Annotated in this window: 16 protein-coding genes, 1 other RNA gene and 2 pseudogenes; 9 read left to right on the forward strand and 10 right to left on the reverse strand. The window is 65.5% G+C overall.

Annotated features, from left to right (window positions below; all coding sequences use genetic code 11):
- The coding region (gene sucB / locus ID132_RS04570; RefSeq protein ID WP_193127961.1) for a 2-oxoglutarate dehydrogenase, E2 component, dihydrolipoamide succinyltransferase at nt 1-969 on the forward strand (969 nt) is incomplete at its 5' end.
- A gap of 89 nt (nt 970-1,058) precedes the next feature.
- Here the strand turns inward: sucB and ID132_RS04575 are convergent.
- Entirely contained in the window at nt 1,059-2,093 is a 1,035-nt protein-coding gene (locus ID132_RS04575; RefSeq protein WP_125105974.1) for a protein kinase family protein, read from the reverse strand.
- A gap of 116 nt (nt 2,094-2,209) precedes the next feature.
- Between ID132_RS04575 and ID132_RS04580 the strand changes: the two genes are divergently transcribed.
- Nucleotides 2,210-2,914, forward strand: coding sequence for a DUF4191 domain-containing protein (locus ID132_RS04580; RefSeq protein ID WP_193127962.1), 705 nt, complete (start codon nt 2,210-2,212; stop codon nt 2,912-2,914).
- Here ID132_RS04580 and ID132_RS04585 read toward each other — a convergent pair.
- Nucleotides 2,911-3,336: an RDD family protein gene (locus ID132_RS04585; RefSeq protein ID WP_164509686.1), complete on the reverse strand. Its 426-nt coding sequence runs from the start codon at nt 3,334-3,336 to the stop codon at nt 2,911-2,913. The genes ID132_RS04580 and ID132_RS04585 overlap by 4 nt on opposite strands.
- Nucleotides 3,337-3,458: 122 nt before the next feature.
- Between ID132_RS04585 and glnA the strand changes: the two are divergent.
- A pseudogene (gene glnA, locus ID132_RS04590) lies at nt 3,459-4,884 on the forward strand (type I glutamate--ammonia ligase).
- Between the two features lie 89 nt (nt 4,885-4,973).
- Complete coding sequence (locus ID132_RS04595) at nt 4,974-5,702, forward strand: VIT1/CCC1 transporter family protein (RefSeq protein ID WP_193127963.1); 729 nt, start codon at nt 4,974-4,976, stop codon at nt 5,700-5,702.
- 21 nt (nt 5,703-5,723) lie between these two features.
- On the opposite strand, the gene ID132_RS04600 is transcribed toward ID132_RS04595, so the two are convergent.
- Both ID132_RS04600 and ID132_RS04605 read right to left on the reverse strand, forming a co-directional pair.
- Complete coding sequence (locus ID132_RS04600; RefSeq protein WP_328743679.1) at nt 5,724-8,450, reverse strand: bifunctional [glutamine synthetase] adenylyltransferase/[glutamine synthetase]-adenylyl-L-tyrosine phosphorylase; 2,727 nt, start codon at nt 8,448-8,450, stop codon at nt 5,724-5,726.
- Nucleotides 8,451-8,691: 241 nt separating this feature from the next.
- Complete coding sequence (locus tag ID132_RS04605; protein ID WP_125105979.1) at nt 8,692-10,023, reverse strand: glutamine synthetase family protein; 1,332 nt, start codon at nt 10,021-10,023, stop codon at nt 8,692-8,694.
- Between the two features lie 53 nt (nt 10,024-10,076).
- Here ID132_RS04605 and panB point away from each other — a divergent pair.
- Nucleotides 10,077-10,890: pseudogene (panB, locus tag ID132_RS04610) on the forward strand (3-methyl-2-oxobutanoate hydroxymethyltransferase).
- An 18-nt stretch (nt 10,891-10,908) separates the two neighbouring features.
- Here the strand turns inward: panB and ID132_RS04615 are convergent.
- Nucleotides 10,909-11,097, reverse strand: a complete 189-nt coding sequence (locus ID132_RS04615) for an SPOR domain-containing protein (RefSeq protein WP_193127964.1) — start codon at nt 11,095-11,097, stop codon at nt 10,909-10,911.
- A gap of 12 nt (nt 11,098-11,109) precedes the next feature.
- Here ID132_RS04615 and map point away from each other — a divergent pair, with 12 nt between their 5' ends.
- Together map and ppgK are read left to right on the forward strand one after the other, a co-directional pair.
- A complete protein-coding gene (gene map, locus ID132_RS04620; RefSeq protein ID WP_125105982.1) occupies nt 11,110-11,991 on the forward strand; it encodes a type I methionyl aminopeptidase in 882 nt (293 codons plus the stop codon).
- Nucleotides 11,992-12,035: 44 nt separating this feature from the next.
- Complete coding sequence (gene ppgK, locus ID132_RS04625) at nt 12,036-12,821, forward strand: polyphosphate--glucose phosphotransferase (RefSeq protein WP_193127965.1); 786 nt, start codon at nt 12,036-12,038, stop codon at nt 12,819-12,821.
- A gap of 9 nt (nt 12,822-12,830) precedes the next feature.
- Here the strand turns inward: ppgK and rnpB are convergent.
- From rnpB to ID132_RS04645, 4 genes are all read right to left on the reverse strand, one after another.
- Nucleotides 12,831-13,179, reverse strand: an RNA gene (gene rnpB / locus ID132_RS04630) — RNase P RNA component class A.
- Between the two features lie 33 nt (nt 13,180-13,212).
- On the reverse strand, nt 13,213-13,665 hold the full coding sequence (locus tag ID132_RS04635; RefSeq protein ID WP_125105984.1) for a reverse transcriptase-like protein: 453 nt from the start codon (nt 13,663-13,665) through the stop codon (nt 13,213-13,215).
- Nucleotides 13,665-14,399 (reverse strand): zinc ribbon domain-containing protein, encoded by a 735-nt coding sequence (locus ID132_RS04640; protein WP_125105985.1) that lies wholly within the window; start codon nt 14,397-14,399, stop codon nt 13,665-13,667. The genes ID132_RS04635 and ID132_RS04640 overlap by 1 nt, the downstream gene beginning before the upstream one ends.
- A 6-nt stretch (nt 14,400-14,405) precedes the next feature.
- Nucleotides 14,406-15,260 (reverse strand): Nif3-like dinuclear metal center hexameric protein, encoded by an 855-nt coding sequence (locus ID132_RS04645; RefSeq protein WP_125105986.1) that lies wholly within the window; start codon nt 15,258-15,260, stop codon nt 14,406-14,408.
- 44 nt (nt 15,261-15,304) lie between these two features.
- On the opposite strand from ID132_RS04645, the gene ID132_RS04650 reads away from it, so the two are divergent.
- Together ID132_RS04650 and ID132_RS04655 are read left to right on the forward strand one after the other, a co-directional pair.
- Nucleotides 15,305-15,796, forward strand: coding sequence for a PH domain-containing protein (locus tag ID132_RS04650; RefSeq protein WP_125105987.1), 492 nt, complete (start codon nt 15,305-15,307; stop codon nt 15,794-15,796).
- A 2-nt stretch (nt 15,797-15,798) separates the two neighbouring features.
- Nucleotides 15,799-16,365, forward strand: coding sequence for an adenine phosphoribosyltransferase (locus tag ID132_RS04655; protein WP_328743680.1), 567 nt, complete (start codon nt 15,799-15,801; stop codon nt 16,363-16,365).
- Here ID132_RS04655 and ID132_RS13095 read toward each other — a convergent pair.
- Nucleotides 16,352-16,661 (reverse strand): hypothetical protein (locus ID132_RS13095; RefSeq protein WP_211198268.1); only part of this gene is annotated, 310 nt, incomplete at its 5' end. The genes ID132_RS04655 and ID132_RS13095 overlap by 14 nt on opposite strands.

Raw genomic sequence — 16,661 nt, forward strand, 5'->3', positions numbered from 1 at the left:
AAGGCCCCCGCTGCCCCGCAGCGCCCTGAGACGAAGAGCGACCCCCGCTATGTGACTCCGATCGTGCGCAAGCTCGCTGCGGAGCATGGTGTCGATCTGACCAAGATCACTGGCTCGGGCGTCGGCGGACGCATCCGAAAGGAAGACGTGCTCGAGGCCGCGAAGTCGCAGGCACCGGCGGCCGCGACTGCGGCCGCGCCCGCAGCCTCCGCCGGTGTGCCGACCGAGGCCACCCCGCACGAGGTGTCGCCACTGCGCGGCACGAGCGCGAAGATGTCGCGCCTGCGCAAGGTTGTTTCGCAGCGTGCCGTTGAGTCGATGACCACGACGGCGCAGCTCACCACGGTGATTGAGGTCGACGTGACCCGCGTTGCCAACCTCCGCGCGGCGAAGAAGAACGAGTTCCTCGAGAAGACCGGCTCGAAGCTTTCCTTCCTGCCGTTCTTCACGCTCGCCGCGATCGAGGGCCTGCAGTCCTACCCGATCATCAACTCGACCGTTCAGGGTGACGAGATCGTCTACCCCGAGGGCGAGAACGTGTCGATTGCGGTCGACACCGAGCGCGGTCTGCTCACCCCGGTGATTAAAAACGCTGGCGGTCTGAACATCGCCGAGCTCGCGAAGTCGATCGACGACCTCGCGACGCGCACGCGTGACAACAAGCTGCTCCCCGACGAGCTTGCCGGCGGCACCTTCACTGTGACGAACACGGGCTCGCGCGGTGCGCTGTTCGACACCCCGGTCGTGTTCCTGCCGCAGGAGGCCATCCTCGGCACCGGCGCGGTCGTGAAGCGCCCGACGGTCGTCAAGACGGCCGACGGCACCGAGAGCATCGCGATTCGTTCGATGGTGTACCTCGCGCTCAGCTACGACCACCGCATCATCGACGGCGCCGACGCGGCCCGTTACCTGACGCAGGTCAAGCAGCGCCTCGAAGAGGGCGCGTTCGAGGGCAACCTCGGCATTTAGTCACTGGCGAGTGAATGGGCGGGCGTGCAGCGAACTGGCTGCACGCCCGCCCATTTGTTTCCCGTGAGAATAAGCAGCAGCGGCAACGCTTACAGGAGCGGGGAAACCACCGCGACCGCGCAGCCGGCACCGACCAGGCCGAGCCAGACAGCCGGGCGAATTCCGCTCGCGCGCATGGCGATGAGCCGCCACCCGACGGCCATCGACGCCGTCACACCCACGCGACGTTGACTGGGCTGCGCTTCGATGAGCGGGTCGTCATCTACCGACCCGGCGTGGTCTTTTGCAGGCCGAGCCGGTCGTTCCGATAGTTGCCCAGGCTCGACGTGATGCGCGACGGGTGCCGCAACGGCGAGCGCCGCAGGCGGTGCCCAGGCAAACAGCGCATCAACGAGGCGTGGAATCGGGTCGGCTACCGGGGCTCCCTGGGCGAGCGTGGCAACCAGCTCGCGAACTTGCCCGCTCGCCTCGCCGCTCGAATGGGCGAGTAGCGCGTCGCAGAGGCGACCAAGACCCCGCAGGTCATCTTGGATTGCGAGGTCGCGGCGCATCCCGCTCAAGTCATCGAGATCGACGCTCGCCGACCATTCCTCGACCCACGGTTTGCCGCTGCTGTCGATTCGGCAGGCGGTGAGCGCGAGCGCCCCGTGGGTAAATCCACGCCGATGCGCCTGGGCGACCGATTCGAGCACCGGCACCGCGAGGGTGACCACTGCGCCAGGCGGCAGCTCAACTTCGCGCGACACGAGCGCCGCAAAGCTCGAGTCCTGCACTAACTCCCCCACGGTCAACCGGCGATGCCCGTCGCTGAGCAGTTCGAAGTACGGTCGCACGAAGTCACCGCCGTGTCGATGCCGAGTGCGCGCGTCGCGGCTCAACCGTGTCGCCGAGGCATCATCGGTGGCGATATTGAGGCGACGGTGCATGAGGGGCTCGGGTTGCTCGACGGAGAACCCGACCCAGTGGTTGCTCGAGGCGGCCCCCTCTGGGGTGCGTTCGGCCACGGCGACAAAGCTCAGCACACCGGGGATCTCCTGGGGCAGCGGCCGAACCAGCCGCCAGCCCGCCACGGTGGACCCGATGGCAGGTGCGGTCTCGGACTCGGGGCGGTGTTGTAGGCGCATATCGGGCATTGTGCGACGCGAACTTGCCGAGCGAACGGCTGACCGAGGGAAATTGTGGATAACGTTCGTCGGATCGAATCCTGTGGATGGCGCGGGGCGGGTATCCTAGGTGAACTATGGCTAAATCCTCTGAATCGAGCACCAAGGAGCCCGGTCGCTTCCGTCAAATCATCGACGTTGTGAAGATGACGGCGAAGTACGACAAGCCCGGCGTCGCACTGATGATCACTGCGGCGGTGCTGCCGATTCTCGCGGCGTTCTTCCTGTGCTTCTTCATGTACCGCGACAACTGGATCATGTGGATCATCTTCATGATCCTCGGCCTGCTGTTCGGCCTCATGCTGTTCATGTTCGTGCTGAACAACCGCGCCGAGAAGGTCGCCTACTCGCAGCTTGAGGGCCGCCAGGGCGCCACCGGCGCCGTGCTGCAGTCGAGTCTGCGCGGCACCTGGCGCACCAGCGACATGCCCGTCGCGTTCAACCCCCGCACGCAGGACGTCATCTTCCGCGCCGTCGGCAAGCCCGGCGTCATCCTGTTCACCGAGGCCGACAATGCCGCCTCGAAGAAGCTGCTCGCCGATGAGCGTCGCAAGGTGCAGCGCGTCGTTCCGACCGTCACCGTCCACCACATCCTCGTGGGTCAGGGCGGTGTCTCACTCGGCAAGCTGAAGCGCGAAGTGAAGCGCCTGCCGAACAAGCTCCGTCGCGACGAGATTCTCGCCGTGGATGCTCGCCTGCAGTCGCTCTCGAAGTCCGAGCTGCCGATTCCGAAGGGCATGGACCCCTCGAAGATTCGTCCTTCGCGGTCGCAGATGCGCTAAGACCGCACGTAGCGGCGCAGCACGAGTCCAGTCAGGACGTCGTGCATGCCCCGACCGTCCTCATCTGCAACGAGCGGAGGCAGGACGAGCATCACCAGCACCTGACGTACAAGCGGGCGCCACCAACCCGGGGTGGCGCCCGCGACTGTATTCAGGCGCATGCCACACAGCAGGTGTCCAAGCGAGCCACCGAGCAGGGCGATGCCGAGCCAAGACAGCCCGATGAAGATGCCCATGATGGCGACGGGGTTGTAATCGAACGCGAAGTAGGCGATCGCCACCGCGATGCCCCAGTCGATCGCGAGTCCGGCCAGCCGGCGGCCGAAGCCCGCCATCGAGCCCGGGCCTGCTTCGGGGAGGCCGAGTCGCTCCCCCTGATAGTGGCGGTCGGGTTCGGCGTTCGGGGAGGAATTTCGTGGCACAACTCAATCCTATCGATCCGTCTCCGACGGTTTTTGCGGGAAGGCGCGACAGCCGCACAGTCGATGCCGCGTAGTATGAAACCAGCCCGCAGACCCTTGTTAATCTCCCGAGATGGAGCGATATGTTCAAAACACCGTCCGAAGTGCTGGAATTTATTAAGGAGCAGGGCGTCGCATTCCTCGACATCCGCTTCACCGATCTGCCGGGCGTGCAGCAGCACTTCAACATCCCAGCGAGCACTGTCGACGAAGACTTCTTCACCGACGGTCAGTTGTTTGACGGCTCCTCGATTCAGGGCTTCGCCTCGATCAACGAGTCGGACATGCAGCTCATCCCCGACGTAACCACGGCCTACCTCGATCCGTTCCGGGCCGAGCCGACGCTCGTGATGATCTTCGACATCTACAACCCGCGCACCGGCGAGATCTACGCGCGCNGACCCGCGCCAGACCGCGAAGAAGGCTGAGAAGTACCTCGCCTCCACCGGCATCGCCGACACCGCGTTCTTCGCCCCCGAGGCGGAGTTCTACATCTTCGACGACGTCCGCCACGAGGTCGCACCGAACCGTAGCTTCTACCAGGTCGACTCGATCGAGGGCGCGTGGAACACCGCGCGTGAAGAAGAGGGCGGCAACCTCGGCAACAAGACCGGCTACAAGGGCGGCTACTTCCCCGTCTCGCCGGTCGACAAGACCGCCGACCTGCGCGACGCCATCACCCTCGAGCTGATCAACGCCGGCCTTGAGGTCGAGCGCGCCCACCACGAGGTTGGTACCGGCGGTCAGCAGGAGATCAACTACAAGTTCAACACGCTCGTGCACGCGGCCGACGATATCCTCAAGTTCAAGTACCTCGTAAAGGGTGTCGCGAACGACTGGGGTCACGTCGCCACGTTCATGCCGAAGCCGCTCTTCGGCGACAACGGTTCGGGCATGCACACCCACCAGTCGCTCTGGAGCGAGGGTACTCCGCTGTTCTACGACGAGGCCGGCTACGGCTCGCTTTCGGACACGGCACGCTGGTATATCGGCGGCATCCTCAAGCACGCGAACGCCCTCGCCGCGTTCACGAACCCGAGCGCGAACTCGTATCACCGCCTGGTAAAGGGCTACGAGGCGCCGATCAACCTCGTCTACTCGGCGGGTAACCGCTCGGCGGCCATCCGCATCCCGATCACGGGCACGAACCCGAAGGCGAAGCGCATCGAATTCCGCGCACCTGACGCCTCATCGAACCCGTACCTCGCGTTCGCCGCACAGCTCATGGCGGGCCTCGACGGTATCCAGAACCGCATCGAGCCGCACGAGCCGATCGACAAGGATCTCTACGAGCTTCCGCCGGAGGAAGCCAAGAGCATTCCGCAGCTCTCGACCTCGCTCGTCGAGTCGCTGCGCGCGCTCGAGGCCGACCACGAGTTCCTGCTCAAGGGCAATGTGTTCGACGAGGACCTGATCCGCACCTGGATCGACTACAAGTTCGAGACCGAGGTGGCGCCGCTCGCGGCACGCCCCCACCCCTACGAGTTCGACCTCACCTTCGGCTGCTAGTAAGCGAGTCAGTTACGACGGGGCGAAGCGCACTGCGCTTTGCCCCGTCGGCGTTTCCGGTGTCGGTGGTTGCGCCTACGATTGGCAGTATGACGAGCAGCACCGGGCACGAGGCACAGCGAGCCGAACCGCATCAGATCACGGGGCTCGCCCAGCGGCTCAACTGGCTACGCGCCGGCGTGCTCGGGGCCAACGACGGTATCGTCTCGACCGCCGCCGTGGTCGTTGGCGTCGCGAGCGCCACAAACCAGTTCACGCCGGTGCTCCTTGCCGGCGCGGCCGCGGTTGTGGGTGGGGCGATCTCGATGGCCCTGGGCGAATACGTCTCGGTCTCAAGCCAGCGCGACTCGGAGAACGCGCTGATTGAAAAGGAACGCGAGGAACTCCGCGAAGACCCCGAAGGTGAGTTTGAGGAGCTCGTCGGCCTCTACGAAAATCAGGGCCTGAGCCGCAACACCGCCGAGCAGGTCGCGAAAGAGATGACCGAGCGGGGTGCGCTGAAGGCGCACCTGTCGCTCGAACTCAACATTTCGGAGGATGACGTGGTCAACCCCTGGCAGGCGGCGCTCGCGTCGGCCCTGTCGTTCTTCGTCGGCGCAATTCTGCCGATGCTCACGATTCTGTTCCTCCCCACAACCCTGAACATCCCCGTCACCTTCGCCGCGACCATCGTGGCGCTCGGCGTCACCGGCTCGATCGCGGCTTGGATCGGCGGTGCGAACCGCTTGCGCGCGATCTTGCGTACCTGCATCGGTGGCGTCATCGCCCTCGCCGCGACGTTCGTTGTCGGCATGCTGTTCGGCACGACGGTGCTCTAGGTACCGTCGAGGACGGGCCCGTCAGTCGCCGTAGAAGATGCGCTCAAACACGCCGCGCGCGCGCCGGGTTGCGTTGAGGTAGTCGTTCTCGAGTTCCACGCCGCTTCCGGGCTCGTAGCCGAGCAACCGTGCGACGCCCTCGAGCGCCACCGAGTCGCCGGGCAACACATCGGTTTGCGAATTCGAGTAGAGCAGCACGCCGGAACGCACGCGACTTGCGAGCAGCCACGCCGCACGAAGGGTCTCGGCGTCCTGGTGGCCGAGAATTCCGTGCTCGGTGGCGACTCGAAGCGCGGTCAGCGTTGACGTTGTGCGCAGCTCGGGAATGTCGTGGCCGCGGTCGAGCTGCAGCGTCTGCACGAGCCACTCGACATCGCTGAGCGAGCCTCGGCCGAGCTTGAGGTGGCGTTTCGGATCGACGCCCCGAGGCAGCCGTTCGTCCTCCATCCGTGCTTTGATGCGGCGGATCTCAATGAGTTCCTTCGCCGCGAGCCCCGACGAACGGTAGCGAGTGGCGTCGGCAATCTCGGTGAAGCCCGCAATGAGACTGTCGTCGCCGGCGACTCCGCGGGCGCGAAGCAGCGCCTGGGCCTCCCAGCCGAGCGACCACTTCGAGTAATAGTTCTGATACGCAGTGAGCGACCGAACGAGCTCGCCGCTCTTGCCCTCGGGTCGGAGATCCGCATCCAGGTCGATGGGCAGGCGGGCGTCCTCGAGGAGCTCCTGCACGCGACGCACGAGGGTGCGCGCGGCTCCGGCGGGGTTATCCCCCGCGAAGCCGTCGGTGCCATACACATAGAGCACATCGAGGTCGCTGCCGAAGCCCAGTTCGGCACCGCCGAATCGCCCCATACCAATGACCGCAAACGGCGGGTAGTGTCGGTCGTCGATCTGACGTGCTGCGGCGAGCGCCCCGCCGATCGCGAACTCGCCGATCACGGTGAGGCCCTCAGCAATCTCGTCGACCGAGTCGACGCTGAGCACGGCGGCGAGGGCGAGGCGCAGCATTTCACGGCGCCGTAGGCCTCGCAGGATGCGCCCGAGCCGCACGTCATCGTTATGACGCTTCAGCGCGCCGACGAACTCCGCCTGGAGGTCTTCGAGCGAGCGTGGTTTGAGCTGCGCATCCGAATCGAGCCACTTCACCGCCTCGGGGAAGAGCTCGAGGAAGGTGGCGCAGAACGCGCTGTTGGCGAGTACTTCGCAGAGCCGGCGGGCAGCAAGGTTTGAGTCACGCAGCAGCCGCAAGTACCACGAGGCTTCGCCGTTCTGCTCGGACAGCTTGCGGAACGCCAGTAGACCTTGGTCGGGGTTCGTTCCCTCAGCGAGCCACTCCAGCAGCACCGGCAGCAGGTTGCGCTGCATCGTCGCACGCCGAGACACGCCCTGCGTGAGGGCTTGGATGTGCCCGAGCGCACCCCGCGGGTCGCGGTAGCCGATCGCACGCAGGCGCACGAGCACGCGGTCGTCGGCGAGATGGAACTGGTCGGCGCTGAGGTGGGCCGCGGCGGTCACGAGGGGCCTGAAGAAGAGCTTCTCGTGCAACTGTCGCACCCGCCGGCGAACCTCCTCGAGTTCGCGCTTGAGCACCTCGACGCTGCCGATGCGCGAGCCGCGCACGAGAGCCCGCAGCGCGGCAGGATCGTCGGGCACAAGGTGAGTGCGCTTGAGGTCGCGCAGCTGCACACGATGTTCGAGGAGGCGCAGGAAGCGGTAGTCGTTCGCGAACTGGGCGGCATCGTCACGACCGATGTGGCCCTCGGCCGTGAGCGCGTTGATGGCGTCGAGGGTGCTCCGCACTCGCAGGTGTTCGTCGACCTGTCCGTGCACGATCTGCAACAGCTGCACCGGGAACTCGACGTCGCGGAGGCCACCCGGTCCGAGCTTGAGTTCGCGCTGCACCTCCGAGCGCGGGATGTGGTCAATGACGCGCTTGCGCATGCGCTGGACGCCGAGCACGAAGTTGTCGCGGTCGCCCGCGTTCCACACGAGGGGCGCCACGGCATCGACGAAGCGCTCGCCCAGGTCGAGGTCGCCCGCGATGGGGCGAGCCTTGAGCAAGGCCATGAACTCCCAGTTCTCGGCCCACCGATGGTAATAGTTCAGGTAGCTGTCGGGCGTGCGTACGAGCGCGCCGTCCTTACCCTCGGGGCGAAGGTTCGCGTCGACCTCCCAAAGCGGTGGCTCGACGGCGTAGTCCATCAGGATGTGCATCATCGTCGAGGCCAGCCGGGTGGCGATCTCGATCGCCCTCGGCACCGAGAGCTCGCTGTCGGCGGCCGGCTCGGCGACGAACATGACGTCGATATCGGAGATGTAGTTGAGCTCGCGGGCGCCGCACTTGCCCATGCCGATGACGGCGAGGCGCACGTTGTCGACCTCTTCGGCGGGGAAGCGACCGAAACCGCTCGGCGGCGCACTGAGCTCGTCTCGCGCGAGCATCAGGGCCACGTCGATGGTGACCGATGCGAGGTCGGCGAGCGCTTCGCCGATGCGATGCAGCGATACCGCCGGCTGCGGGAGTCGCAAATCGTAGAGGGCGATCTTCGCGAGCTCGACGCGGTAGCGCAAGCGCAGCCGCGCGGTCGCGTCCTCACCCTCGAAGCCGGCCACCGCATCAAGCATGCGGGTGCGCATCCCCGAGGTTGACGGCAATTCGTGTGACTCGGCATGCATCTCGTCGACGACGTCGGGGTGTCGGCGCACGAGTTCGACGAGGCGGCTTGAGCTCGCGAACAGCGAGACCACCGAGCGCAGCTTGGTGAGGTCATCCCGCCAGGCCGCGGCGAGCTCGGGCTGNATGCTCGAACAGCGAAATGAGCTCGCGCAACGCGACCTCGGGCTCGGGATCGAACGGCTCGAAGAGCGACAGCACGACCGTGTCGCCGAGGTCGAGCACACCGCCGAGCTCGGTGAGCATCTCGGCGGCGCCCTGTGAATCTCGGAAACCCGCCCGCAGAATTCGGGTGCGAATGCCCTCGCGCATGCTTCAGAGCCCGAGCCCCTCGCGGAGCTCGTAGTCGGTGACCTGCCGACGGAAGGCCTTCCACTCGTTGCGCTTGTTCTCGAGGAAGAACTCGAACAACTGCTCGCCCAGGGTGTTCGCGACGAGCTCGGACTGCTCGGCAATGAGGAGGGCCTCGTCGAGGTCGTGGGGCAGGTCGTCGTACCCGAGCACGTGGCGTTCACGCATCGAAAGGTCGCGCAGGTCGCCGTCGATCTCCTCCGGCACCTCGTACTCTCCCTCGATGCCGCGCAGACCGGCTTCGATGAGCACGGCGAAGGAGAGGTAGGGATTCGCGGCGGAGTCGATCGCGCGGTACTCGACCCGTGCGGAGCGAGACTTGTTCGGCTTGTAGGTCGGCACCCGCACGAGCGCCGACGAGTTGTTGTGTCCCCAGCAAACGTAGCTCGGCGCCTCGTCGCCGCCCCAGAGCCGCTTGTAGGAATTGACCGACTGGTTCGTCACGGCGGCGATTTCGCGTGCGTGGCGAAGGAGGCCGGCGATGAAGTGGCGGCCGGTCTTCGAGAGCTGGTGTTGCGCGCCGGGCTCGTGGAACGCGTTTGTCTCGCCCTCGAACAGCGAGATGTGGGTGTGCATGCCCGAGCCAGGCCAGTCGATCGACGGCTTCGGCATGAAGGTCGCGTGCACGCCGTGCTCGGCGGCGACCTCGTGCACGACGGTGCGGAAGGTCATGAGGTTGTCGGCCATCGTGAGCGCGTCGGCGTAGCGTAGGTCGATCTCGTTCTGCCCCGGTCCACCCTCGTGGTGGCTGAACTCGACAGCGATCCCGAGTTCCTCGAGCAGCCGCACCGTGCGGGCGCGGAACGCGTGCGTGATGCCACCCGAGATGTTGTCGAAATAGCCGGCGCTATCGATCGGCTGCACGCCATTCGGCCCGACGCCGATCTCTTTGAGCACGTAGAACTCGACCTCGGGATGCACGTAGCAGTCGAACCCGAGGGAAGCGGCTCGCTCGAGCGTGCGGCGGAGTACATTGCGTGGATCACTGAGCGCGGGCTGGCCGTCGGGCGTCGTCAGATCGCAGAACATGCGGGCGCTGCGCTCGACGCCGTGCCAGCTGAGTTGCTGGAAGGTCGAGGGGTCGGGCTGCAGGAGCATATCGGACTCCGTGCGCCGAGTCAGACCCTCGATCGTCGACCCGTCGAAGCCGACTCCCTCGGCGAACGCTCCCTCGACCTCGGCGGGCGTCAGCGCGACCGATTTCAACGTTCCCAACACATCCGTAAACCACAACCGCACGAAGCGGATGTCGTTGTCGTCAATGGTCTGGAGCACGTAATCCTGCTGCTGGCTCATACTCATGAGCATAGAGACCGCGGGCCGAATGTGAGCGGGATAGGATGGCCACCATGTCGGAGCAGACCCCAGTGAAGCGTGTTCGAACCCGTCATTTTGCGAAGGCGAAAGCGGATGGCCTCAAGATCACCGGTCTCACCGCGTACGACGCACCCTCAGCCACGGTGTTCGACCGTGCGGGAGTTGACCTCCTGCTCGTCGGCGATTCCGCCGCGAACGTGATCCTCGGCTACGACTCGACCCTGCCCATCACGGTCGACGAGCTCATCACGATGACCCGTTCGGTCACGCGTGCGACGCAGCGCGCCTTCGTCGTCGCCGACATGCCGTTCGGCTCCTATGAAGAGTCAACCGAGCACGCGCTGCAGACCGCAGTTCGGTTCATGAAGGAGGCGGGTGCCCACGGCGTCAAGCTCGAGGGCGGCGTGCGGATGCGCAAACAGATTCGCCGCATCACCGAGGNCGGGCATCCCCGTGCTCGGCCACATCGGCTTCACCCCGCAGTCGGAGCACAACCTCGGCGGGCACGTGATTCAGGGTCGAGGCGATGCTGAGCAGCAGCTGCTCGACGACGCGCTCGCGGTGCAGGAGGCGGGCGCGTTCGCGGTCGTGATCGAGATGGTGCCCGCCGACGTTGCCGGCCGCGTGACCCGCACCCTCGACATTCCAACCATCAGCGTCGGTGGTGGCGTCGAGTGCGACGGCCAGATGATGGTCTGGACCGACGCCTTCGGGTACACCACGGGCCGGAGCCCAAAGTTTGTGCGCAAGTACGCGAACCTCGCCGAGCAGCTCGAGCAGGCGGTCGGCAACTTCATCTCCGACGTGCACGAGCAGACCTACCCGAGCGCTGACGAGAGTTACTAGCTAGCGCTCGGGGGCGCGTTAGTCCTCGTCTTCGCGAGCATCTTCCTCGGCCCATTTGCGGGCGTTCTCGGCGAGCTTGTCGTTTGCGTGGGCCGCGTCCTCGCGGGTGGGGAAGGGACCGAGTCGTTCGGATGAGATCGACTGCTTGCCCTCCTCGACTTCGCCGGTGCGGGTGTTGAACCAGAATTCGGACTGTTGTTCCGTCATAGACTTGACGATATGCCGAAAAACTCTGAAACCGGTCTGTTGATCCCCGGAACCGTTACGCCCGAACGCAAGGTTCCCACGAGCATCCCGCGTCCCGAGTACGTCGGCAAGAAGACGGCCAACGAGCCCGACGGCATGGGCGACCTCTACACCGAGGAAGAGATCGACCGCGTGCGCAAGGCCTCTCGCATCGCCGCCGCGGCGCTCGAATACCTCGAGCCGTTTGTCGTGCCCGGCACGACCCATGAGCGCCTCGACGAGCTCGCCCACGACTTCCTCGTGCGCCACAACGCCTACCCGTCGACGCTTGGCTACCGTGGCTTCATGAAGTCGATCTGCACCTCGCTCAACGAGTGCATCTGCCACGGCATCCCCGACGACACGGTGCTCGAGGACGGCGACATTCTCAACATTGACATCACGGCGTTCGTCGACGGGATGCACGGCGACACGAATCGCATGTACCTCGTTGGCGACGTGGCCGAGGAGTCGCGCTTGCTCGTCGAGCGCACGTACGAGGCGACGATGCGCGGCATCAAGGCGGCGAAGCCCGGCCGAGAGGTCAACGTGATCGGTCGCGTGATCGAAAAGTACGCGAATCGCTTCGGCTACGAGTCGGTGCGCGACTACACGGGGCACGGCGTCGGTCGCTCGTTCCACTCCGGCCTGATTATTCCCCACTACGACACGGATCGCTTCAACGACGTGATTCAGGCGGGCATGATCTTCACAATCGAGCCAATGCTCGTGACGGGGTCGCAAGATTGGGAGCAGTGGGACGACGACTGGACGGTCGTGACGCGCGACGGGTCGCGCTGCGCGCAATTTGAGCACACCATCGTCGTGCGTGAGGACGGCCCAGAAATTCTCACGCTGCCGCCGTCGCAACTCTAGGAAATACGGCGTTCGCGTGTCGAACTCTGCGTAGGCTATTCCTCATGGCAAAGAAGCACGCGCCGGTCGCAATCGGCATCGACATTGGCGGCACCGGCATCAAGGGCGCCCTCGTCAACCTTAATAAGGGCAAGCTCGTTGGCGAACGACAGAAGGTGAAGACCCCTGAGGGCGCCCCGATCGATGCCGTGCTGTCGGCCGTGGCGGAATTGCGCGACAAGATCCTCGCGCAGGACGAGGCAAACGACGATCACTACCACATCGGCATGTGTATGCCGTCGGTGGTGCGCCGTGGCGTCGCCTACTCGGCGGCCAACATCGCCGACGAGTGGATCGGCTTCGACGCGGCGACGGCATTCTCGGAGCACCTCGGCCAGCCGGTGTCGCTCGTCAACGACGCGGATGCTGCAGGCTACGGTGAGGCGAAGTTCGGCCATGCGAAGGACTCGCGGGGCTCGCTGCTTGTCATCACGCTCGGCACTGGTATCGGTTCTGCGCTGATCCACAACGGAAAGCTGGTGCCGAACACTGAGCTCGGCCACCTTTCGGTCGACGGTCACGACGACTACGAGAAGTTCGCTTCGGCCAAGGTACGTGAGCGCGAAAACGTACCACTCGAGGAGTGGGCGACTGATCGGCTGACGCCGTACTTCGCCAAGCTCGAGCAGCTGTTCTCGCCAGACTTGTTCATCGTCTCGGGCGGTATCTCGAAGCAGGCGGCCGACTTCCTGCCGCACATTTCGATCGCGACTCGCATCGACGCGGCCGAACTGACGAACAACGCGGGTATCGTTGGCGCCGCCCTGCTCGCCCAGGAGGGCTGGGACTAGCCAAGAAGTTGAGTGGGTCGGCCGGTACGCCGGGTTCTGTGAGGAGCGAACTCCCCGACGGCCATCTATCTCGGCGGCGCGTTACCACGTCGCTCTAGCAGCACACCCGGAAACTCGGCGAGCCGCGTCGACGTTTCCTGTTGGCCTTGCTCCGGACGAGGTTTACCGTGCGAGGAACGTCACCGCTCCCCCGGTGGGCTCTTACCCCACCCTTTCACCCTTACCCTTGCGGGCGGTTTGCTTTCTGTGGCACTGTCTCGCGGGTTACCCCGGGTGGGCGTTACCCACCGTCCTGCTCTGTGGAGCCCGGACGTTCCTCGGACCGCGTGATGCGGCACGTGACCGTCTGGCCGGCCCACTCATCCCACTATTCTAGCGTGCGGCGCATGGCTCAGAACAGCGAGTCGCCCGCGAGGGGATTCGGGCCCTGGTACTCGGCGGGGTGGTCCATCGCGGCGTTCGCCGCCGCATCCGCCCGGGAGTTCTGCGCGCGGGGTACCCACGTGAAGCGAACCTGCCGTGAGCCGATGAGGTCGCGCGCGATTGCAGCGAGCTTCTGCATGTCGGGGTGCTTGATCTTCCAGCGGCCAGACATCTGCTCGACGACAAGCTTCGAGTCCATCCGCACCTCGACCTGTGCCTGCGGGTCGATGCGGTAGGCCGCTTCGAGCCCGAGCACGAGGCCCGTGTACTCGGCGACGTTGTTGGTGCAGACGCCGAGCGAGCGCGAGATGGTTTCGAGGATCTCGCCGGTGTCGGCATCGATGATGACCGACCCTGAACCGCCCGGCCCGGGGTTGCCGCGAGATCCGCCGTCGGCCTCAACGACGAGGTTGCGCGGCATCAGACGTCCGACCGCTCGGTACGCACGAGAATCGCGCCGGTCATGGGGCAGAACAGCACCTCGTCGGCGGTCGCGCGACGCACGTTCGCCATGTCCACGACCTCGAGGGTCTCGTTCGAGGCCATCGAGACGTTACCCACGAGCTCGGCAGCGCCGATGCCGACCTTGCCGCGCACTTCTTCGTAGAGCGCGACGAGCTCTGCCGGGATGCCGCCAAGCAGCAGGCGACGCGCCGTGCCCAGCTCCTTCGCCTCGACCTGCAAGTTGACTCGGGCCAGGTCGCGCCGCTCGAGGAGGTCGCTCGCCTCGGCCTCGAGGGTGCGCATCTCATCGTGCCGGGCCTCGTACGTCGCGGTGAGTGACTCGACCTGCTCCTCGAGTTCGAGTTGCTCGCCCTCGAGGCGGTCGCGGCGACGCTTCAGCGCGGCGATCTCTGTCTCGAACGCTGTGATCTCTTTGCTCGTGGTCGCGGTCGCAAGGCGGGCCTCGTCGGCGTGCTGGCGCTGCACGACGGTCTGTACGTCGGACTCGACACGGCGCAGCTGTGCCTGCGCATCCTCGAGTTCGCCGAGGGCCTGGGCCGCGGCGGCCCGGCGCGCGCGGCGTTCGCCCTCAATCTTTTCGAGGCTGAGCTGTTCGGGAATGTGCTTGGCGGTGTGCTGGAGCCGGCCCCGTTTGGCATCGAGATTGGCCAATTCGAGCAGGCGCAGCTGGTGCTGTTGTGAGGCCTTCATAGTTCTCTATTGTCCCTGACTTGAAGCGGATGTCGTGCGCTGCGGGATATGCCACGTCCACGGATCCGTGTTGCGGGTCGAAACACGCACTTCGAGTTCGGGATGCGCGGCACGAAGGCGGTCGGCCAACCCGTCGAGCCAGAGCCATTCGCTTGCGAAGTGGGCGACATCGACGAGCGCGGGTCCCCCGCCGAGCAGCGATTGCTCGCGAGCCTCGGAAGCCGGGTGATGGCGCAGGTCCGACGTGAGGTAGACGTCGGCGCTCGTAACGAGCGGGTGCGCGAGCAGGCTATCGCCCGCGCCTGAGCAGCAGGCGACGCGGCGAATCGGTTGCTTCGGATCGCCAGCGACGCGCACTCCCCCTGCCGTCGGCGGCATGATGCGCGCNACACGCTCGGCGAATTCGCGCAGGGTGATGGACTCGGCGAACTCCCCGATGAGGCCGATGCCGCGTTCCGGGCGGCTCGCGAGCGGCTCGATCGGCCGGCGGCTGTTGGCATTGACGCCGAGGCGATCGAAGATCGTGCCGGTCGGGCCCGTCTCAACGATATCGGCGTTGGTGTGCGCGGTGTGCAGGGCACAGCCCTCTCGAATGAGTCGGGCGAGTAGCGCACCCTTGTAACGGTCCTCGCGCAGGGTTGTAATGCCGCGCAGTACCAGCGGATGGTGCGTCACCAGCAGTTGCGCGCCAAACTCGAGCGCCTCGTCCACGGTTGCCGAAACTGGGTCGACCGCGAGCAGCACTCGCGTTACCTCGGCGTCGGGATCGCCGGCTGCCGGGCCAACCGCATCCCACGGCTCGGCATCCGTCTCGGGAAATAGCGCGTCAAGGGTGGACTGCAATTGGCGCAAGCTCGTCATGTGTCGAGCGTAGCGTCGGCGGTCCCGGCGAGTACGCTGACGACATGGGAATCCCGCAACGCCTGCTCGGTGAAAATGAGCACGTCGTCTTCCATCTTCGAACCCACATCAAGCGCATCTTGGGCTGGTTGCTACTCGGGCTACTCGTGCTGGTCGCCGCCATCGTCGGCACGATCTTGCTGCCGCCGGACGCGCAGCCGATCGGCAGCTACGTCATCTGGGGTGTCTGCGTCGTGGTGCTCATTCCCGTCGCGCTCGTGCCGTGGCTGAAGTGGCTCACCACGACCTACACGATCACGGACCGTCGCGTGATTACCCGCACCGGCATCTTCAACAAGCGCGGCCACGATATCCCGCTGCGCGGTATCTCGAATGTCGCGTACGAGCGGTCATTTGTCGATCGCATCTTCCGCTGTGGCACACTCGTACTCGAGACTTCGGCTGACAATCCGCTGCGCCTCGACGACATCCCGAATATCGAGCAGGTGCACGTGCGCATGACCGAACTGCTCCACCGCATCGGCCAAGGGGAGTAGGCGTGGAGCAGACGAACCTGGTGACACCTCAGCACGTCACCGCCCCCACACCGGCTGAACTTGCGGATGCGCTGGCGCACGTGGGCAGCATCCCCGACTACCCCGAACCGGGAGTGCTCTTCCGCGACGTGCTGCCGCTGTTTGCGCAACCCGAGGCCTTCGACGTCTCGCTGCGTGCCCTCGTGGCGCCGTTTAACTCCACGTATGACGTCGTCGCGGGTGTCGAGGCACGAGGATTTCTGATCGCCGGCGCCGTCGCGGCGCGAGTCGGCTGCGGTCTCGTGCCGATTCGCAAGGCCGGGAAGCTGCCCGCGCCCGCGGCATCCCGTTCATATGACCTCGAGTACGGCTCGGCCACGATCGAGATGCAGCGCGATGTCGCGCCCGGCACCCGAGTCTTGATTCTGGATGACGTGCTCGCGACCGGCGGCACGCTCGCGGCGAGCTGTGAGCTTGTGCGAGACCTCGGCTTTGTGGTCGCAGGCGTGGGCGCGTTGATCGAGCTGGCGGACCTCGCGGGCCGCTCCCGCCTCAAGGGTGAGTCGCTGCATGCCGTCAAGGTGTTTTAGCCCGGTTCTGCGGACCTCGGGCGGCGGCTCGGGCAGCCCGCACCAGCTGGGCGATCGCGGCTAGGCGCTCCGCATCCAAACCGACGATTTCCCACCGAACATCTTCCTCGTCTTCTCCGACGGCGAGCGCGAGATCACCGTCACGGTGATGAGTGTCGAGTGTTCCTGACGTTGACGTTTCGACGCTGCAGACGGCGGCAAAGGTCAAACCTTGTCGTCTGGTCGCGTTCTGTCGAATTGCTGCATAGCGTCGATCATTTTTATACGTACAAATATGGCTCTTCGGACATTCGGTG

The organism is Gulosibacter sediminis (assembly GCF_014904065.1).
Classification (GTDB): domain Bacteria; phylum Actinomycetota; class Actinomycetes; order Actinomycetales; family Microbacteriaceae; genus Gulosibacter; species Gulosibacter sediminis.